This window comes from Streptomyces clavuligerus, assembly GCF_005519465.1.
In the GTDB taxonomy this organism is placed as follows: domain Bacteria; phylum Actinomycetota; class Actinomycetes; order Streptomycetales; family Streptomycetaceae; genus Streptomyces; species Streptomyces clavuligerus.
Map to the genome: position 1 here is coordinate 5,839,799 of NZ_CP027858.1, position 19,959 is coordinate 5,859,757.

General features: G+C 74.0%; 16 protein-coding genes. 15 read left to right on the forward strand and 1 reads right to left on the reverse strand.

Annotation, left to right across the window (positions count from 1 at the left end):
- Positions 1–83 precede the first annotated feature (83 nt).
- Together metK and CRV15_RS24715 are read left to right on the forward strand one after the other, a co-directional pair.
- Positions 84–1,301, forward strand: coding sequence for a methionine adenosyltransferase (gene metK, locus CRV15_RS24710; protein ID WP_003956418.1), 1,218 nt, complete (start codon positions 84–86; stop codon positions 1,299–1,301).
- A 121-nt stretch (positions 1,302–1,422) separates the two neighbouring features.
- Positions 1,423–3,597: a primosomal protein N' gene (locus CRV15_RS24715; protein WP_009995489.1), complete on the forward strand. Its 2,175-nt coding sequence runs from the start codon at positions 1,423–1,425 to the stop codon at positions 3,595–3,597.
- A gap of 741 nt (positions 3,598–4,338) precedes the next feature.
- On the opposite strand, the gene CRV15_RS24730 is transcribed toward CRV15_RS24715, so the two are convergent.
- Positions 4,339–4,872, reverse strand: coding sequence for a hypothetical protein (locus CRV15_RS24730; protein ID WP_003959736.1), 534 nt, complete (start codon positions 4,870–4,872; stop codon positions 4,339–4,341).
- A gap of 298 nt (positions 4,873–5,170) precedes the next feature.
- On the opposite strand from CRV15_RS24730, the gene fmt reads away from it, so the two are divergent.
- The 13 genes from fmt (at position 5,171) to CRV15_RS24795 (ending at position 19,817) form a co-directional block, all read left to right on the forward strand.
- Positions 5,171–6,133, forward strand: coding sequence for a methionyl-tRNA formyltransferase (gene fmt / locus CRV15_RS24735; RefSeq protein ID WP_003959735.1), 963 nt, complete (start codon positions 5,171–5,173; stop codon positions 6,131–6,133).
- 102 nt (positions 6,134–6,235) lie between these two features.
- Entirely contained in the window at positions 6,236–7,681 is a 1,446-nt protein-coding gene (locus CRV15_RS24740) for an RsmB/NOP family class I SAM-dependent RNA methyltransferase (RefSeq protein WP_003959734.1), read from the forward strand.
- Between the two features lie 152 nt (positions 7,682–7,833).
- Entirely contained in the window at positions 7,834–8,520 is a 687-nt protein-coding gene (gene rpe, locus CRV15_RS24745) for a ribulose-phosphate 3-epimerase (RefSeq protein ID WP_009995487.1), read from the forward strand.
- A 225-nt stretch (positions 8,521–8,745) separates the two neighbouring features.
- Complete coding sequence (locus tag CRV15_RS24750) at positions 8,746–9,726, forward strand: sugar-binding transcriptional regulator (RefSeq protein ID WP_063646035.1); 981 nt, start codon at positions 8,746–8,748, stop codon at positions 9,724–9,726.
- A 607-nt stretch (positions 9,727–10,333) separates the two neighbouring features.
- Positions 10,334–10,996 (forward strand): helix-turn-helix transcriptional regulator, encoded by a 663-nt coding sequence (locus CRV15_RS24755; RefSeq protein ID WP_003959730.1) that lies wholly within the window; start codon positions 10,334–10,336, stop codon positions 10,994–10,996.
- An 82-nt stretch (positions 10,997–11,078) separates the two neighbouring features.
- Positions 11,079–11,585, forward strand: coding sequence for a signal recognition particle subunit SRP19/SEC65 family protein (locus CRV15_RS24760; protein ID WP_009995484.1), 507 nt, complete (start codon positions 11,079–11,081; stop codon positions 11,583–11,585).
- Positions 11,578–12,810 carry an MAB_1171c family putative transporter gene (locus CRV15_RS24765; RefSeq protein WP_003959728.1) on the forward strand — a complete coding sequence of 411 codons (1,233 nt, stop codon included), beginning with the start codon at positions 11,578–11,580 and terminating at the stop codon, positions 12,808–12,810. Before CRV15_RS24760 ends, CRV15_RS24765 begins: the two co-directional genes overlap by 8 nt.
- Positions 12,811–12,939: 129 nt before the next feature.
- Positions 12,940–13,725, forward strand: a complete 786-nt coding sequence (locus CRV15_RS24770) for an oxygenase MpaB family protein (protein WP_003959727.1) — start codon at positions 12,940–12,942, stop codon at positions 13,723–13,725.
- A 169-nt stretch (positions 13,726–13,894) separates the two neighbouring features.
- A complete protein-coding gene (locus CRV15_RS24775) occupies positions 13,895–15,337 on the forward strand; it encodes a GuaB1 family IMP dehydrogenase-related protein (RefSeq protein WP_003959726.1) in 1,443 nt (480 codons plus the stop codon).
- A 138-nt stretch (positions 15,338–15,475) separates the two neighbouring features.
- Positions 15,476–16,345: an RNA polymerase sigma factor SigF gene (locus CRV15_RS24780; RefSeq protein WP_003958068.1), complete on the forward strand. Its 870-nt coding sequence runs from the start codon at positions 15,476–15,478 to the stop codon at positions 16,343–16,345.
- 150 nt (positions 16,346–16,495) lie between these two features.
- Entirely contained in the window at positions 16,496–16,951 is a 456-nt protein-coding gene (locus CRV15_RS24785) for an Lrp/AsnC family transcriptional regulator (RefSeq protein WP_009995481.1), read from the forward strand.
- A gap of 287 nt (positions 16,952–17,238) precedes the next feature.
- A complete protein-coding gene (locus CRV15_RS24790; RefSeq protein ID WP_003958066.1) occupies positions 17,239–18,036 on the forward strand; it encodes a carbon-nitrogen hydrolase family protein in 798 nt (265 codons plus the stop codon).
- A gap of 89 nt (positions 18,037–18,125) precedes the next feature.
- Positions 18,126–19,817, forward strand: a complete 1,692-nt coding sequence (locus CRV15_RS24795; protein WP_003958065.1) for a flavin monoamine oxidase family protein — start codon at positions 18,126–18,128, stop codon at positions 19,815–19,817.
- The last annotated feature ends 142 nt before the right edge of the window (positions 19,818–19,959 follow it).

Sequence of the window (19,959 nt, forward strand, 5' to 3'; positions counted from 1 at the left end):
TGACCTCTGGAACGTCGCGGGGCGCAGCCCCCTGCCGGTCCACCCATGATCAGCCAGCAGCCGCTGCAACCCCAGGGAGCGATGTGTCCCGCCGTCTCTTCACCTCGGAGTCCGTGACCGAGGGTCACCCCGACAAGATCGCCGATCAGATCAGCGACGCCATTCTCGACGCCCTGCTCACGGAGGACCCGACCTCCCGTGTGGCCGTCGAGACCCTGATCACCACCGGCCTGGTCCATGTGGCCGGCGAGGTGACCACCCAGGCCTACGCCGACATTCCCACGCTGGTGCGCAACACCATCCTGGAGATCGGTTACGACTCGTCGAAGAAGGGCTTCGACGGCGCCTCCTGCGGCGTCTCGGTCTCCATCGGCGCGCAGTCGCCCGACATCGCCCAGGGCGTGGACGCCTCCCACGAGGCCCGTGTCGACAGCACCGGGGGCAAGGGCGACGACCTGGACCGGCAGGGCGCCGGTGACCAGGGCCTGATGTTCGGGTACGCCTGCGACGAGACCCCCGAGCTGATGCCGCTGCCCATCCACCTCGCCCACCGGCTCTCCCGCCGGCTCACCGAGGTCCGCAAGAACGGCACCATCCCCTACCTGCGCCCCGACGGCAAGACGCAGGTCACCATCGAGTACGACGGCGACAAGGCCGTCCGCCTCGACACGGTCGTGGTCTCCTCCCAGCACGCGTCCGACATCGACCTGGACTCGCTGCTCGCGCCCGACATCCGCGAATTCGTCGTGGAGCACGTCCTCGCCCAGCTCGTCGAGGACGGCATCAAGCTGGACACCGAGGGCTACCGGCTGCTGGTGAACCCGACCGGCCGCTTCGAGATCGGCGGCCCGATGGGTGACGCCGGCCTCACCGGCCGCAAGATCATCATCGACACCTACGGCGGCATGGCCCGCCACGGCGGCGGCGCCTTCTCCGGCAAGGACCCGTCCAAGGTCGACCGCTCCGCCGCCTACGCCATGCGCTGGGTCGCCAAGAACGTCGTGGCCGCCGGGCTCGCCGCCCGCTGCGAGGTCCAGGTCGCCTACGCCATCGGCAAGGCCGAGCCCGTCGGTCTCTTCGTCGAGACCTTCGGCACCGCCACCGTCGAGACCGAGCGCATCGAGCAGGCCATCTCCGAGGTCTTCGACCTCCGCCCGGCCGCGATCATCCGCGACCTCGACCTGCTGCGCCCGATCTACGGCCGGACCGCCGCGTACGGCCACTTCGGCCGTGAGCTGCCCGACTTCACCTGGGAGCGGACCGACCGCGTCGACGCGCTGCGCGCGGCGGCCGGCCTCTGAGCCACCCCGTTCGCCCAGTGGCGGCGACCTTCTCCGGCGACGGCCCCGGCACCCTGCGGTGCGCGGGGCCGCCGCCGTACCCGGGGCCCGACTGTCCGTGCCCTCTGGTACGAATGAGGCTGTGAGCAGCCAAGACCAGCGCCCCGACGGGCCCGCCGCCGAGGGGGCCGCCCCCGGCCCGCCCGCCGCCGAAGGGCCCGAGCAGCTCGCGCTGCTCCGGGAGACCGTACGCCGGGCGAAGACCCCCCGGGCCAAGCCGCGCACCTGGCGCGGGGCGGCGCTCGCCCCCGAGCTGCCCGTCGCCCGTGTGGTGGTCAACAAAGGCGTGCTCCACCTCGACCAGTACTTCGACTACGCCGTCCCCGCCGAGCTGGACGCCGACGCACAGCCCGGGGTCCGGGTCCGGGTCCGCTTCGGCGCCGGGGCGCACCGGGTGCGCGAGGGCCGCCGCGAGGGCGGCGGCCTCGTCGACGGCTTCCTCGTGGAGCGCCGCGCCTCATCGGACTACAGCGGCGCGCTCGCCGCGCTCGCCTATGTGGTCTCGCCCGAGCCGGTGCTGAGCCCCGGGACGCTGGCGCTCGCCCGCGCCGTCGCCGACCGGTACGCAGGATCGCTGGCCGACATACTCCAGCTCGCCGTGCCGCCGCGCAGCGGAAAGGCCGAGTCCCGCCCCTCGCCCGAGCCGCTGCCGCCGCCGCCCGCCCCCGAGCCCGGAAGCTGGGCCCGGTACGGCAGCGGACCGGCCTTTCTGCGCGCCCTCGCGAACGGCGGCACCCCCCGGGCCGTGTGGACCGCGCTCCCCGGGCCGCACTGGCCCGAGGAGCTGGCCCGCGCCGTCGCCGCCACCCTCTCCTCCGGGCGCGGCGCGCTCGTCGTCGTCCCCGACGGCAAACGGGCCGCCCGTGTCGACGCCGCCCTCACCGCCCTGCTGGGCGCGGGCCGCCACGCGCTGCTGACCGCCGAGTCCGGGCCCGAGGAGCGCTACCGCCAGTGGCTCGCCGTCCGCCGCGGCTCGGTGCGCGCCGTCGTCGGCACCCGCGCCGCCATGTTCGCGCCCGTCCACCACCCCGGGCTGGTCGTGGTCTGGGACGACGGGGACTCCAGCCACAGCGACGAGAACGCCCCCTTCCCCCATGTCCGCGAAGTCCTCGAACTGCGCTCCGCGCAGGAGCGCTGTGCCTTTCTGCTCGGCTCCACGAGCTGCACCGTGGAGGCCGCCCAGCTCGTCGAGAGCGGCTGGGCGCTGCCGCTGGCCGCCGAGCGGGAGCAGGTGCGCGCCGCCGCGCCCCTGATCCGTACCGTCGGGGACGAGGAGCTGGCCCGGGACGAGGCAGCCCGCGCCGCCCGCCTCCCCAGCCTGGCCTGGCAGACCGTCCGGGAGGGCCTGAAGAGCGGGCCGGTCCTGGTCCAGGTGCCCCGGCACGGCTATGTCCCCGGGCTCGGCTGCGCGCGCTGCCGCGCCCCCGCGCGCTGCGGCCACTGCGCGGGCCCGCTGGAGGCCACCGGCGAGGACCGGACCGGCTGCCGCTGGTGCGGACGGGACGCGAACGGCTGGCACTGCCCCGAGTGCGGCGGCACCCGGCTGCGCGCCCGGGTGGTGGGGGCGCGGCGCACGGCGGAGGAGCTGGGGCGGGCCTTTCCCGCGGTCCCGGTGCGGACCTCCGGGCGGGACCAGGTCCTGGACGCGGTCCCCGGGCGCCCCGCGCTCGTCGTCAGCACCCCCGGCGCGGAGCCCGTCGCCGACGGGGGCTACGCGGCGGCCCTCCTCCTCGACGGCTGGGCCCTGCTCACCCGGCCCGATCTGCGCGCGGGCGAGGAGGCGCTGCGGCGCTGGATCGACGCCGCCGCGCTGGTCCGCCCGCAGGGCGAGGGCGGCACCGTGGTCGTCGTGGCCGAGCCGACGCTCAGACCGGTGCAGGCGCTGGTGCGGTGGGACCCCACCGGGCACGCGCGGCGGGAGCTGGCGGACCGGGCGGAGCTGAGGTTCCCACCGGTGTCGCGCATGGCCTCGGTGACGGGGCCCGCCGCGGCGGTCGAGGCGCTCGTCGCCTCGGCCGCGTTGCCGCCCGAGGCGGAGGTGCTGGGGCCGGTGCGGCTGCCGCAGCCGCCGCCCGGGCGTCCGAGGCGACCGGGCGAGCCGCCCGTGGGTGAGGTCTGGGACCGCGTCCTTCTCCGCGTCCCCCCCGGCAGTGGCGCCGCCCTCGCCTCCGCCCTCAAATCCGCCCAGGCCACGCGCATGGCTCGCGCGGGCACACCGCAGGTGCGTGTTCGCGTCGATCCGCTGGACATCGGCTAGCCGTTGGCCCGCACTTAATCAGCCTCTCCGGCGTTTGAGGAGCGGGGGTTCGGGGGCTGGCCCCCGACGACGGGGCCGCGCGGGGGTTCGTCGGCTTGCGCGTGAGCCTTGCGTGGGGTGCGGGGTCCGTCCTCAATCGCCGGACGGGCTTGTTTTGCTCGGGTCGGTCGTCGGGTGCGGGGGTGGGGGCCTCCGGGCTCGACTCCTCAGGGCCGGCAGACCGGGCGTTCGATGTCTGGACGCGGGTCAGCGTCCGCCGGTCCCTTCCGGGGACGACCCTGCACCCCCCACCACGGGGAGACGGCCCACTCGGTGCGGGGAGTGGGCACACCTCCGCCCGGTGGGAAGGGGGAGCCGCAGGCCCCTCCTGCACGCAGTGGGCGCAGTCCCGCCCGGTGGGAGAAAGGCGGCCCCGGGTCCCGACCAGGGGCCCCACCACGGGGAGACGGACACCCGGTGCGGGACGTGGGCACACTCCCGCCCGGTGGGAGACGGACGGCTCCGGGTCCTGCCGGGGGAGACGACCCCGCACCCCCACCACGGGGCACGGGCCCGCGTGGTGCGGGGGCCCGTCCTCAGCCCTCCCGGAGGGGGTGCGTGCCCCCAGGGGCTGGAGCTGCCCCGGGTCGCCCGCACAGAAACGGCCTCCGGGGGATGCCCCGGCGGAAGGGGCGCGGCCTGTGCGCCACTGGTCGTCCCCGGCGCGGCCCCCGGGGGAAGGGCGGGGGCCGCGCGGTGAGGTCAGCCGTTGCGGGGGCCGGGGAAGGCGCCGGGGCGGGGGTCGTCGCGCAGCGGCTGGCCGGCGACCAGGTGCTGCGGCGGCATCGCCCGCGCCGCGGGCACCGCGGCCGGCAGCGTCGGCCCCGGCAGTGCGCGGGCCCCCGCGGGCTCCGGGGCCCGCTCGTCCCCGGCCACCGTCTGCGGTGTGGCCCTGCGGGCCCCGTACCGGCGGTGCACCGCCTGTTTGGTGACCCCGAGCGCCGATCCCACCGCGTCCCAGGAGAACCCCAGCGAGCGGTCGAAGTCGACCGCCGCCGTCACCAGCGTCTCGACGCTGTCCCGGAGCTCCTGCGCGAGGCGGACCGTCGGGGCGGGGGCCCTGCCGTAGACGACGAAGCCCGTGGAGGGCCCGGAGCGGCGCGGGCGGTAGACATTGCCCAGCTGGGCGGTGAGGGTGCGCAATGCGTCCACCTGCCGGCGGACCCGCTCGATGTCCCGCACCAACAAGTGCAGACTTGCTCGGGCTTGGGCGTCGTGGGTTGCGTGGTCGGCCATTGGGAAGCCTCTCGAACCGGCGTTGAAAGGGGTCGGGCCGCATCGCGTCCGGCATCGCTTCCGGGCGGCCCGCTTCGGGTCAATCTCTCTTGACCAACGCGCCACCCGGCGATCTGGTCACGGTGCGGGGGCGTAAGAGCGAACCTCCAGGGCGTGCGGGCTCCCGTACGCCCCCCGCGGTGCCCCCCGGCCCCCCGCGCTCCCCCCGCCGGGATCCGGCATAGACTGGGGCGCCGATGATCGTCGCATTTGTCACCGGCTCCGCCGCGCACCGCGGCCCGAGAGGCAGTCAGCACCGATGAAGCTCGTCTTCGCAGGCACCCCCGAGGTCGCCGTACCCGCCCTGGACGCCCTGATCGCCTCCGAGCGGCACGAGGTGGCCGCCGTCGTCACCCGGCCGGACGCCCCCGCGGGGCGCGGCCGGCGGCTGGTCGCCAGCCCCGTGGCCCAGCGCGCGGAGGAGGCCGGTATCGAGGTCCTGAAGCCCGCGAGCCCGCGCGACGAGGACTTCCTGGCCCGGCTGCGCGAGATCGGCCCCGACTGCTGCCCGGTCGTCGCCTACGGCGCGCTGCTGCCCCAGGTCGCGCTGGACGTCCCCGCCCGGGGCTGGGTCAACCTCCACTTCTCGCTGCTGCCCGCCTGGCGCGGCGCGGCGCCCGTCCAGCACGCGGTGCTCGCCGGGGACGAGCTGACCGGGGCCTCCACGTTCCAGATCGAACGGGGGCTGGACTCGGGACCCGTCTACGGCGTGCTCACGGAGGGCGTCCGTCCCACCGACACCAGCGGTGATCTGCTGACCCGGCTGGCCTTCGCGGGCGCGGGGCTGCTCACCGCCACCATGGACGGCATCGAGGACGGCACCCTGACCGCGGTTCCGCAGCCCGCGGAGGGCGTCTCGCTCGCCCCCAAGCTCACGGTCGACGACGCCCGGGTCGACTGGCACGCCCCCGCGCTCCGGGTCGACCGGGTGGTACGGGGCTGCACCCCCGCCCCGGGCGCCTGGACGGAGTTCCGCGGCGAGCGGCTGAAGCTGGTCTCCGTACGGCTCGTCCCGGACCGCGCCGACCTCGCCCCGGGGGCGCTGGCCGCCGGGAAGAACGACGTCCACGTGGGCACCGGGTCGCACGCCGTGGAGCTGCTGTGGGTCCAGCCCCAGGGCAAGAAGCCGATGAAGGCCGCCGACTGGGCCCGCGGGGTGCGGATCGCCCCCGGGGAGCACCTGGGCGCCGCGGCGGCCCCCGGGGCCCCGGGGAACGGCTGAGCCCTCCCGGCGGCGCCGTCCGCCCGCCCCGGTCCGCCGGGGCGGGGTCCGGCCGCAGGGACTACCCTTGCAGGGTTCGGACCCCTTGACAGCGGAGCACCTTTGAACGACCAGGCACGTCCCGCCGGCCCCCGCCGGGCCGCCAAGCCCTACCGCCGCCCGAAGAAGGACCCCGTCCGCATCCTCGCCTTCGAGGCGCTGCGGGCCGTCGATGAGCGGGACGCGTACGCGAACCTCGTCCTGCCCCCGCTGCTGCGGAAGGCCCGGGAGAAGGGCGACTTCGACGCCCGCGACGCGGCGCTCGCCACCGAGCTGGTGTACGGCACCCTGCGCCTCCAGGGCACCTATGACGCCGTGATCGCGGCCTGTGTCGACCGGCCGCTGCGCGAGGTCGACCCGCCGGTCCTCGATGTGCTCTCGCTCGGCGCCCACCAGCTCCTGGGGACCCGTATCCCGAGCCACGCCGCCGTCTCCGCGACGGTGGAGCTGGCCCGGGTGGTCCTCGGCGACGGGCGGGCGAAGTTCGTCAACGCGGTGCTGCGCAGGATCGCCCGGGACGACCTGGACACCTGGGTCGAGCGGGTCGCCCCGCCGTACGAGAAGGACGCCGAGGAGCATCTCGCGGTCGTCCACTCGCACCCCCGGTGGATCGTCTCCGCGCTGTGGGACGCGCTGGGCGGCGGCCGGGCCGGGATCGAGGATCTGCTGGCGGCCGACAACGAGCGGCCCGAGGTGACCCTGGTCGCCCGTCCCGGCCGGTCCACGCCCGAGGAGCTGCTGGCGGCGCTCGGCGAGGACTCGGGGCTCCCGGGCCGCTGGTCGCCGTACGCGGTCCGGCTGGCCGAGGGCGGTGAGCCGGGGCTGCTGGACGCGGTCCGCGAGGGCCGCGCCGGGGTCCAGGACGAGGGCAGCCAGCTGGTGGCCCTGGCGCTGGCGAACGCCCCGCTGGAGGGCCCCGACGCCCGCTGGCTCGACGGCTGCGCCGGGCCCGGCGGCAAGGCGGCCCTGCTCGCGGGGGTGGCCGCCGGGCGGGGGGCCACCCTGCTCGCCGCCGAGAAGCAGCCGCACCGCGCGGGTCTGGTGGCCCGTTCGCTGGCCGGCAATCCGGGCCCGTACCAGGTGATCACCGCCGACGGCACCCGTCCGCCGTGGCGGCCGGACAGCTTCGACCGGGTCCTGATGGATGTCCCCTGCTCCGGCCTCGGCGCGCTCCGCCGCCGCCCGGAGGCCCGCTGGCGCCGCCGCTCCGAGGACCTGGAGGGCTTCGCCCCGCTCCAGCGCTCGCTGCTGCGCGAGGCCCTGCGGGCCGTCCGGGTCGGGGGAGTGGTGGGGTACGCGACCTGTTCGCCGCATCTCGCCGAGACCCGGGTGGTCGTGGACGACGTGCTGCGCGGCCGGGGCGGTGACCCCGTCGCGGCGGAGTGGGTGGACGCCCGGCCGCTGCTGCCCGGTGTGCCCGCGCTGGGGGACGGCCCCGACATCCAGCTCTGGCCGCATCTGCACGGCACGGACGCGATGTATCTGGCGCTGCTGCGCCGTACCGCCTGAGCCCCGCACGCCCCTGGGCCGGGCCCCGACCCCGGGCCCGGCATGGGAAATGTCGGTTTTGTCGGGAGGTGTGGCCCTCCCGGCCGCCCCCGGTCCGGAGCCGATGGCCGTCCGGGGGCGGGAACCGCCCCGGGACATGGCAGGCTTGGTCCATGGCCGTACAGATCAATCCCAGCATTCTCTCCGCCGACTTCTCCCGTCTGGCGGACGAGGCCAAGGCCGTCGATGGCGCGGACTGGCTCCATGTCGATGTGATGGACAACCACTTCGTGCCCAATCTGACCCTGGGCGTGCCGGTGGTGGAGTCCCTCGGCCGGGCGACGGACACCCCGCTGGACTGCCATCTGATGATCGCCGACCCCGACCGCTGGGCCCCGCAGTACGTGGAGGCGGGGGCCGGATCGGTCACCTTCCATGTGGAGGCGGCGGCGGCCCCGGTCCGGCTCGCCCGGGAGATCCGGGCCAAGGGCGCGCGCGCCTCGATGGCGCTCAAGCCCGCCACCCCGATCGAGCCGTACGAGGATCTCCTCCCCGAACTGGACATGCTCCTGATCATGACGGTGGAGCCCGGCTTCGGCGGCCAGTCCTTCCTCGACATCATGCTGCCCAAGATCCGCCGGACCCGGGAGCTGATCGGCAAACACGGGCTCGAACTGTGGCTCCAGGTCGACGGCGGGGTCTCCGATGCCACCATCGAGCGGTGCGCCGAGGCGGGCGCCGATGTGTTCGTCGCCGGTTCGGCCGTCTACGGGGCGGACGACCCGGCGCGGGCGGTGCGCGCGCTGCGGGAGAAGGCCGAAGCGACCCTCGCCACGGCGGGCTGGGCGTGCCATCACTGAGAGAGTGAGAAACGGCGGAGCGGTTGCGCCGCCGCCCGGCGGGTGGTCCCGGAGACGGGAGCCGGGCGGTACGACGGGCCCCCTCGGGGGTCCCGTCCCGCAGAACGAATCGGACTCGGCCCATTCGGGCTGATCAACAACGCCCGGATCTGACAGGATGGCGGCTCCGGAGTGTGAACAGCAGTGAAGGAGATCGCGGTGTCGACGGGCCGGTCAGCCATGCGGATGGGACCCGCGGAGCTGGTGCAGGCGGCGGCCATGGCCCGCCGCTTCTATCTGGAGGGCAAATCCAAGATCCAGATCGCGGAGGAGTTCGGGGTCAGCCGCTTCAAGGTGGCGCGCGTACTGGAGACCGCGCTGGAGCGTGATCTCGTACGGATCGAGATCAGGGTCCCGGCGGAGCTGGACGCCGAGCGGTCCGACGCGCTGCGCGCCCACTTCGGGCTGCGCCACGCGGTCGTGGTCGAGTCCCCGGCGGAGGCCGAGGAGTCGCCCGACCCGGAGAACCTGGGCGAGGTGGCGGCCGATCTCCTCGGCGAGCTGGTCACCGAGGGCGATGTACTGGGGCTGGCCTGGGGCCGCTCCACGATCCATATGGCCGCCGCGCTCGACCGGCTGCCCCCGTGCACGGTCGTCCAGCTCACCGGGGTGTACGACGCGGGGACCGCCGAGCGCGGCTCGGTGGAGGCCGTCCGGCGGGCGGCCCAGGTCTCCGGCGGGGACGCCCACCCCATCTACGCGCCGATGCTGCTGCCCGACGCGGCGACGGCGGCGGCGCTGCGCCATCAGACGGGCATCGCCCGCGCTTTCGAGTACTTCGACAAGGTCACCGTCGCGGCCGTCTCCATCGGGTCCTGGGAGCCGGGCATCTCGACGGTCCACGACATGCTCAGCGAGGAGGAGCGGGCGCGCTACGCCTCCTACGGTGTCGCCGCCGAGATGTCCGCGCACCTCTTCGACGGGGACGGCCGCCGGGTCGGCCGCGATCTGGGGGAGCGCTGCATCACGGTGGAGGCGGACCGGCTGCGCCGGATTCCCGAGGTCGTGGCGATCGCGGGCGGGCAGCGCAAGGCGGACGCGATCGGGGCGGTGCTCCGCTCCGGTCTGGTCACCAGCCTGGTGACGGACACGGCCGCCGCCGACCATCTGCTCGCGGGGCCGCCGAGCCCCCGCCCGGCCCTGGACCGGGCGGACCCGGACGACTGACATCTGCGCGGCGGGCGTCCGCGCGGCCGGTCTCCGGGAGGCACGGCTGACGTCCAGGAGTACGGAGCGCGGGGCTCCGGTCCGCTCGGGCCGGGGCCCCGCGCTCCGTACGGACCGTGGCCGTTCAGCCCGGGTCCCAGGAGCGGGCGCGGCGCCTGCCCGCGGCTCCGGCGGTGCCGGGGCGGTCGGTGATCCAGGGGGTGGCCGGTGCCGCCGTGGGCGCGACCGCCCGGTGATGTGACATAAGACTGACCTCGCAACGCGGTGGTGTCCTCCGCCCCTGGGCCCGAGGCGGCGAGGCACGCCCCGCGTCCCGGACCTCCAGATGTCCACCGCGTGCGGGACATACGGCACCCCCGTGCACAAGAGACCTGTCTCGCTGGTGCGGCAACCCCCTTCCCGGAGTGGGTCAACAATTCTTTACCCTACGCGCCCCGGAGGTATCCGGGCGTCAACGCACCACCGCGCGCCCTGATATGAGACAGTGTCAGTTTTTCTTGACCCCCCGGTGCCGCGCCCACATACTGCTGCCGTCGGACGACCGCGCCACGGGCGGGCGGAGAAGCGCGTGCCCCGTCCGGCGGCGGGTGATCGGAGGCCCTGGCGCATGACCGAAGTGCCCGGCGCGGCGGAGCTGCCGTCCCGTGTGGCCACCCGGCTGGAGCTGCTGTTCTCGGTGATCCGGCCCGCCGCGCTCCAGCGCCCCTGGACCAGCGCCGAGGTCGCCGACCGCGCCGGGGTCGGCCTGGCCTATGTGGAGGGGCTGCGCGCGGGCACCCTGAGCCCCGAGGACGTGGACCCGGCGATCGACGAGCACCAGCGCGAGCGGCTGTTCGCCCAGCGCCTCGACTGCCTCTTCCGCACCCGTCTCTCCCCCCGCACCGGGAAGCGGATGACCCAGACCGAGGTCGCCGAGGCGCTCAAGAGCAACAAGCAGCACGTCGGCAATCTCCGGGCGGGCAGGAACAACCCCTCGATCGTGCTCGCCCAGAAGTACGCCGACTTCTTCGGCGTCGACGTGGGCTACTTCAGCGCGGGCCCGCTCACCGCCGTCGCCTCGTGTTTCGGCCACACCCGGGACTTCCTCGTCCTGGCCGACGACGCGCCCCAGGTGGTCGAGGCCACGGCCAATCTGCGGCTGCTGCGGGCCCTCGCCGACCGGCGGGTGCGCCAGGTGGTCGGGCGGCTCGTGGACCGGTACGAGGCCGGGTACCGCGAACCCGGGACCGGGCACGGCCCCGGCGGACCGGCACCCGGCGGCGGTGCGTGAGCGCCCCGCGCCGATGGATTCACCCCGTGCCGGTGCGTGGGTGCACCGAAGGCGACTCCCGGAAGGCGGCGAAGGTGGCGACATGCGCGCCCTGACCCTGTGGTGGATGCGCTGGCGCTGGGCGCGCCGGATCAGGACCGAGCTGGGGCTGTCCGAGGCCCCCTCGCTCCAGGAGGTCGTCGACGCCGTGGCGGCCCGCCGGGGCCGCCCCGTCCGGCTGCTCGTCGAACCGCTGGAGCCCCGGCTCTCCGGCTACTGCGCCCAGTCCGACACCACCGACTACATCGTCGTCGACGCGAACGCCGGACCCGTCCTCCAGTACCAGGTCGTCTGCCATGAACTGGTCCATCTCCACCGCGGGCACCGCCCCGCCGACCACGACGTCCTCGACGACGAGACCGCGCACGCGCTGTTCTCCACCGTGAGCCCCGAGATCGTGCGGATGGTGCTCGGCCGGGGCGCGTACGACGCCGACGCGGAGATCGAGGCCGAGGTCATCGGTACCGTCCTGCTCCAGTGCCTGGATCTGTCCCGTACGCCCGTCACCGCGCTGTCGGCCTCCTTCCAGGGCGGCGGCACCGGTGTCTGAACGTCTCTACGACACCGTCTACCTCACCGTCGGCGCCGCCGCGTACGGCAATGTCGTCCTGCGGCTGGTCCGGCTGCGGGTGACCGCGTCCCCGCCGCTCGTCCTGACCACCGTCGCCGTGTTCTGGGGCGGCACCGCGTTCGTCTTCGGCGCCCCGACCGTCTACCGCGCGGCGGGGGCGTTCACCGGGGTCCCCAACATCGGCACCCTCCTCGTCTACACCTCCGTCCTGGTCTACGGCGGACTCGCCCAGGCCATGGTGGCGCTGTGGACCCCCACCGGGCGGCTGGGCGCCTGCGGGAGGCCGCCCCGCGTCCGCGGGCCGATCCTGCGGCACGCCGCTCTCGCCGCGGTGCTCGTCGCCCTCTTCCTCCTCGACCGGCCCGGCGGCCCCGAGACCCCGCTCACGTTCGACATGGAACACGCCAAGGAACCCGTGCCGCTGGCCTTCCTCCTCGTCTACCAGGCCGGATGGTTCACGGCCTGTCTCAGTGTGGCCGCCGTCTGCCGGGGGCGGCTGCGGCTGGTCGGGGCGCACGAGGCGAGGGTGCGGCGCGGGCTGCTGTGCGTCACGGCCGGGACCCTGATCTGTTCCGTGTACGGGGTCGTCAAAGCGATCGCGATCCTCGGCGCCGCCACCGGCGCCTACCGCGCCGACGTCCTGAGCGATGTGGTCGGGCCGATGGTCTCCGCGCTCGGCGCCCTGGTGATCGTGGCCGGATTCTTCCATCCGGTCCTCGGCCGCTGGCTCGCCGACCGGAGGGACTACCGGCTGCTCGCCCCGCTCTGGCGGGCGGTCGTGCGCGAGCACGCGCCCCGGCGGGTACCGGCGTCGGCGGGGCCGCTGACGGAGCGGCTGGCCCTCGGCGGCATCGGCTTTCTGCTCACCCGGCGGATCGTCGAGATCACCGACGCCCGGCGCTCCCTGCACCCCTACCGCTCACCGGCCGCCGCCCGGGCGGTCGCGGACACGGCCGAGCGCCATGGGCTCAGCGGCGCCGATCTGCGGGCCGCGCAGGAGGCGGCGGGGCTGCTCGCGGCCGTGGTCCGGGCCCGCTCCGGGCTCCTGCCCCGGGCCTTCGCCCCCGGCCGGGCGGCCACCGGCACCGGCACCGGCGCCCTCGCGACCGGAGCCGACGCCCGGGTCGAACGCGAACAGCTCGTACGGGTCTCCCGCCATCTGGACCACCCGGCGGTCCTGGCCGCGCTGGGACACCCCGAGTGACCGCCGCCGGACCGTGGCACCGCCCGCCCGCCCTGCCCGTCCCGCGCGCCGTATCCGTTCCGCGCCGCGTCCGCCCCGTGCGACCGACCGCTCCGCCGACACCGACCCCGACCCGAGGAAGCCGCGCCCTTGCCCTCTCCGACACCCTCCCCGCCGCCCCCTCCGACGCCTTCCTCCCGGCCCGGCCCGTCCGCGGGCCCGCCCGGCGCCGAGCCCTCCTGGGCGGCCTACCGGCGGCTCGCGCACAGCCATCCCACCGCCCTCAGGATCGGCCTCAACCTCGCCTTCTACCGCTGCTTCGCCGTCCCCGGGATAGCCGCCGTCCTGGCCGGAACCGGACGGATGGGCAGCGAGCCGATGGCCCGTGCCAAAGCCACGGGACTCCCCCTCTTCCTCCTCCTCGACCAGGGATTCGACACCCCCGAGGCCCGGGAGAGCCTGGCCCGGCTGCGCGCGGTCCACCGCGGGCTGCCCGTCGGGGACGACGCCTTCGTCTATGTCCTCGGCCTCTTCTGCGTCCATCCGCTGCGCTTCCTCGACCGCTGCGGACCCCGTCCCGTCACCCCCGCCGAACGGGACGCCGCCCACGCCTTCTACACCGCGCTCGGGCACCGCATGGGCCTGACCGGCCTGCCCACCGGATATCAGCCGCTGGCCGACTTCACCGACGGCTACGAGGCCCGCACCTTCCGCCCCACCCCCGAGGGCCGGGCCCTGTGGCGCTCGGCGCGCTCCGTCTTCGCCGCCCGGCTGCCCCGCCCCGTCGCCGGGCTCGGACCCCTGGTCGCCGGGTGTCTGATGGACCCCTCCCCCCGCGCCTCGGGCCTGCCCCGGCGCCCCGCCCCGCTGCGCCGGGCCGCCGAGGCCGCCGTCCGCCGCCTCCTCGCCCGTTCCGGACCGGGCCGACCGCGCTGACCGGGCGGATCTCTAGAGGGCCTTTGGAGGATCTGCCTTCCGGGACCCCCATGAGCTGGAGCTTCGTCCCACCACATCCAGCCATCGGCTCGTGTGAGAATGAAGTACGTGCGTTTTCCCCCGCGCAGCCGCCGGGGGGCCAACTCCAATCCACCGGGATGTTCTGCACGTGCGTTTTCTCAATGATCTGAAGCCGCCGTACGACCTGACGTACGACGATGTGTTCATGGTCCCCAGCCGTTCGGCCGTCGGCTCCCGCCAGGGCGTGGACCTCTCGGCCCCCGACGGCACCGGCACCACGATCCCGCTGGTCGTCGCCAATATGACCGCCATCTCCGGACGCCGGATGGCCGAGACCGTGGCCCGCCGCGGCGGCCTGGTCGTCATCCCCCAGGACATCCCCATCGACGTCGTCACCGATGTCGTCTCCTGGGTCAAGACCCGCCATCTGGTGCTGGACACCCCCATCGTGCTCGCCCCGCACCAGACCGTCGCCGACGCCCTGGCGCTGCTGCCCAAGCGCGCCCACGAGGCGGGCGTGGTCGTGGACGAGGACCACCGGCCCGTCGGTGTGGTGACCGACGCCGACCTCAGCGGCGTGGACCGCTTCACCCAGCTCAGCGAGGTCATGTCCACGGATCTGCTGATCCTGGACGCCGACATCGACCCCCGGGACGCCTTCAACCGGCTGGACCACGCCAACCGCCGCTACGCCCCCGCCGTGGACGGGGAGGGCCGCCTCGCGGGCATCCTCACCCGCAAGGGCGCGCTGCGCGCCACCCTCTACACCCCGGCCGTGGACGAGCGCGGCGGGCTGCGGATCGCCGCCGCCGTCGGGATCAACGGCGATGTGGCGGGCAAGGCCAAGCAGCTCCTGGACGCCGGTGTGGACACCCTCGTGGTGGACACCGCCCACGGCCACCAGGAGTCGATGATCGCCGCGATCAAGGCGGTCCGCGCGCTCGACCCGAAGGTCCCGATCGTCGCGGGCAACATCGTCGCCGCCGAGGGCGTGCGCGATCTGATCGAGGCGGGCGCCGACATCATCAAGGTCGGCGTGGGCCCCGGCGCCATGTGCACCACCCGGATGATGACCGGTGTCGGCCGTCCGCAGTTCTCCGCCGTCCTGGAGTGCGCCGCCGAGGCGAAGAAGTACGGCAAGCACGTCTGGGCCGACGGCGGGGTCCGCCACCCCCGCGACGTCGCCATGGCGCTCGCCGCCGGCGCGTCCAACGTCATGGTCGGCTCCTGGTTCGCCGGGACGTACGAGTCGCCGGGCGACCTCCAGCAGACCGCCGACGGGCGGCTCTACAAGGAGTCCTTCGGCATGGCCTCCGCCCGCGCCGTGCGCAACCGCACCAGCGAGGAGTCGGCGTACGACCGCGCCCGCAAGGCGCTCTTCGAGGAGGGCATCTCCACCTCCCGGATGTTCCTCGACCCGGAGCGCCCGGGTGTCGAGGACCTGATCGACTCGATCATCGCGGGCGTCCGCTCCTCCTGCACCTACGCGGGCGCCGCCTCGCTGGAGGAGTTCGCGGAGCGCGCCGTCGTCGGTGTCCAGAGCGCCGCCGGATACGCGGAGGGCAAGCCGCTCCACGCCAGCTGGAGCTGAGCCCCCGGCCGCCGGACCCGCCCCGCCGCGGGGCGGGTCCGGACCGCCTCCGTCCCGCCCCGGCGAATTTCTCCGCATGGAAGGAATCGTTCGGGGTAGGCGCGCCCCTGCACTGACCACGGAGCAGGGGAGGACGAAGTGTCCACGGCGAGCCAGGTCACGACCGGACTCATCGACGGAACACGGTGCCCGAGCCCAGAGCTGGACCTGCCGGAGGTGACGAACCCCGGCGAAGTTGCGCCCCGGGACGCCCGTGAGATCTCCCGGATCTTCTTCGAGCGGCTGGCACACCTGGACGAGGGCACCCGCGACCACCAGTACGTCCGCAACACCCTCATCGAGCTCAACCTGGCGCTGGTGAAGTACGCCGCCGGACGGTTCCGCAACCGGGCCGAGCAGATGGAGGACATCATCCAGGTCGGCACGATCGGCCTGATCAAGGCGATCGACCGGTTCGAGCTGAGCCGTGAGGTGGAGTTCGCGACCTTCGCCGTCCCGTACATCGTCGGGGAGATCAAGCGGTTCTTCCGGGACACGAGCTGGGCCGTGCATGTGCCCCGGCGCCTCCAGGAGCTGCGGATCGACCTGGCCAAGGCCACCGACGACCTCTCCCAGCGGCTGGACCGCTCGCCGACCACCCGGGAGCTGGCCGAGCACCTCGGCATCGACGAGCAGGAGGTCATCGAGGGCGTCGTCGCCGCCAACGGCTACACGGCCGGCTCGATCGACATGCCCCTGGAGGACTCCTCCGACCACACCACCAGCTCGCTCTCCGACCGGCTGGGCGCACCCGACGCCGGTCTGGAGATCGCCGAGAACGTCCAGGCGCTCAAGCCGCTCATCGAGGAACTGGGCGAACGGGACCGCCGCATTCTGCGGATGCGCTTCGGCGAGGAGCTGACCCAGTCGGAGATCGGCGCCGAGCTGGGGGTCTCCCAGATGCATGTGTCCCGGCTGCTGACCCGGATCACCACCCGGCTCCGCGAGGGGCTGCTCGCGAGCGGCTGAGGCGCCCCCGGACCCGCTCGGGCGCACCGGGTCACCCCTGCGGACCCGGTGTGCCGGAGCGGGCGCGCGTCCGTGGTCTACTGCGGGTGGCGGTATCGCACCGCCCCCGTCCCCCGGCCCCGGCCGCCGCAGAGAAGTGATCACCCCGCAGTGCGACTGAATGACCTCGACGAACGCATCGTCCACGCCCTCGCGGAGGACGCCCGCCGCTCCTACGCCGACATCGGCTCGCTGGTCGGGCTCTCCGCCCCGGCGGTGAAGCGCCGCGTGGACCGGCTGCGGGAGACCGGTGCCATCACCGGTTTCACGGTACGGGTCGACCCGGCGGCGCTCGGCTGGGAGACCGAGGGGTTCATCGAGCTGTACTGCCGCAGCAACACCTCGCCGGAGGCCATCGAACGCGGCCTGAAGCGCTATCCGGAGATCGCCTCCGCCTCCACCGTCACCGGTGAGGCCGACGCCGTCCTCCAGGTCTTCGCCTCCGACATGCGGCACTTCGAACGGGTCCTGGAACGGATCGCGGGCGAGCCCTTCGTGGAGCGCACCAAGTCGGTGCTGGTGCTCTCGCCGCTGCTGCGGCGCTTCTCCTCCGGTTCGCCCGCCTGACCCCCACCGCGCCTGACCTCCGCCCGAGGGCTGTCATTCCGCCCAGGACCAGCGGATTTCCACCGTTTCACCGGGCCGGGACAGGGCGGCGCAACAAATCGCCGAGACCGCCGCAGATGACGCAATAAATCACCTGATGCCCTGCAACGGTCGTGCCTTGTCCGGCGGCCCGGCCGGGCCATACGGTTTTGAACGGCTTCCCCGCCGCCCTCCCGCCCCCGCGCGCGCCCGGCCCGTCCGAGCGGCCCGGCCCGGCGGGTCCGTCATCCTTCAGCCCGAGGTCAGCCATGTCATCGACGCGTATCGCCCTGCTCCAGAGCTCCGGACGGCCGGGCTCGGTCGAGGACAATCTCCGGACGCTCGACGAGGCCGCCGAGCGCGCCGCCGCCTCGGGAGCCCGGCTGCTGGTCACCCCCGAGATGTTCCTGACCGGATACGCGATCGGCGACCGGGTGCCCGAGCTGGCCGAGAACGCCGACGGGCCGTCCGCCGCCGCCGTGGCCGGGATCGCCGCCCGCCACTCCCTCGCGATCTGCCACGGCTACCCCGAGCGGGACGGGGAACGGATCTTCAACTCGGCCCGGCTGACCGGCCCGGACGGCGCCCCGCTCGCGAACTACCGCAAGACCCATCTGTTCGGTTGCTTCGAGCAGCGCTGGTTCACCCCCGGGGAGCGCCAGGTGGTCCAGGCGGAGCTGGACGGACTGCGGATCGGGATGCTGATCTGCTACGACGTGGAGTTCCCGGAGAACGTCCGGGCGCACGCGCTGGCCGGGACCGATCTGCTGCTGGTGCCCACCGCGCAGATGCACCCCTTCCAGTTCGTGGCCGAGTCGCTGGTGCCGGTGCGGGCCTTCGAGAGCCAGCTCTACATCGCGTATGTGAACCGGGTCGGCGCGGAGGGCGAGTTCGAGTTCGTCGGGCTGAGCACCCTCGCGGGCCCCGACGGACTCTCCCGGGCACGGGCGGGCCGCACCGAGGACCTCGTCACCGCCGAGGTGGACCCCGTCTTCCTCGCCGCGTCCCGCACCGGCAACCCCTATCTGCGCGACCGCCGCCCCGAGCTGTACGGAACGCGGGACTGACCCCCGTTCCCCCTCCGGTACGCCCCGCCGCGGGGCCGCACCCCTTTTCGTTCATCTGTTGCACCCGCTTCACCCGAGGAGTCCGCCCCATGACGTCCATGGTGCCCACCGCCGCCCAGCACACCGACGCGCAGCCGCCGATCACGATGTTCGGCCCGGACTTCCCGTACGCGTACGACGACTACCTCGCCCACCCGGCGGGCCTCGGCCAGGTCCCGGCGACCGAGCACGGTACCGAGGTGGCGGTGATCGGCGGCGGGCTCTCCGGCATCGTCGCCGCGTACGAGCTGATGAAGATGGGGCTCAAGCCCGTCGTGTACGAGGCGGACCGGATCGGCGGGCGGCTGCGCACGGTCGGCTTCGAGGGCTGTGACCCGGAGCTGAGCGCCGAGATGGGCGCGATGCGCTTCCCGCCCTCGTCCACGGCGCTCCAGCACTACATCGACCTGGTGGGCCTGACGACCCGGCCCTTCCCCAACCCGCTCTCCCCGGCCACCCCGTCGACCGTGGTCGACCTCAAGGGGGAGAGCCACTACGCGGAGACCATCGACGATCTGCCGCAGGTCTACCGCGATGTGATGAACGCCTGGAACGCCTGTCTGGAGGAGGGGGCCGACTTCTCCGACATGAACCGCGCCATGCGGGAGCGCGATGTGCCGAGGATCCGGGAGATCTGGGCGCGGCTGGTGGAGAAGCTGGACAATCAGACGTTCTACGGCTTCCTCTGCGACTCCGAGGCGTTCTCCTCGTTCCGGCACCGGGAGATCTTCGGGCAGGTCGGCTTCGGCACCGGCGGCTGGGACACCGACTTCCCCAACTCCATCCTGGAGATCCTGCGGGTGGTCTACGCGGAGGCGGACGACCACCACCGGGGCATCGTGGAGGGCAGCCAGGAGCTTCCGCTGCGGCTGTGGGAGCGCGAGCCGGGGAAGATCCTGCACTGGGCCCCGGGCACCTCGCTCTCCTCGCTGCACGGGGGCGACCCGCGTCCCGCCGTCACCCGACTCACCCGGACCGCCGGGAACCGGATCACCGTCACGGACGCCTCCGGCGACATCCGCACCTACCGGGCGGCGGTGTTCACCGCGCAGTCCTGGATGCTGCTGTCCAAGATCACCTGTGATGACGAGCTGTTCCCGATCGACCACTGGACCGCGATCGAGCGCACCCACTACATGGAGTCGTCCAAGCTCTTCGTCCCGGTGGACCGGCCGTTCTGGCTGGACCCGGACGGGACCACCGGGCGGGACACGATGTCCATGACGCTGACCGACCGGATGACCCGGGGCACCTATCTGCTGGACAACGGGCCCGACCGCCCGGCCGTCATCTGCCTCTCGTACACCTGGTGCGACGACAGCCTCAAGTGGCTGCCGCTCTCCGCCCAGGAGCGGATGGACGTCATGCTGAACTCGCTCGGCGAGATCTACCCGGGTGTCGACATCCGCAGCCACATCATCGGCAACCCCGTCACCGTCTCCTGGGAGAACGAGCCCTACTTCATGGGCGCGTTCAAGGCGAACCTGCCCGGCCACTACCGCTATCAGCGGCGGCTCTTCACCCACTTCATGCAGGACCGGCTGCCCGCGGACAAGCGGGGGATCTTCCTGGCGGGCGACGACATCTCCTGGACGGCGGGGTGGGCCGAGGGCGCGGTGCAGACCGCGCTGAACGCGGTGTGGGGTGTGATGACGCACCTCGGCGGGGCGAGCGACCCGGTCAACCCGGGGCCGGGCGACCTGTACGACGAGATCGCCCCCGTCGAGCTGCCGGAGGACTGAGCGCCGGGGACATGAGTCCGGGCGGACGGCCCGGCTCAGCGGCGGGGGGTTCCGCTCAGCGGCGGACGGCCCGGCTCAGCGGCGGCGGGTTCCGCTCAGCGGCGGACGGCCCGGCTCAGCGGCGGGGCGTTCCGCTCAGCGG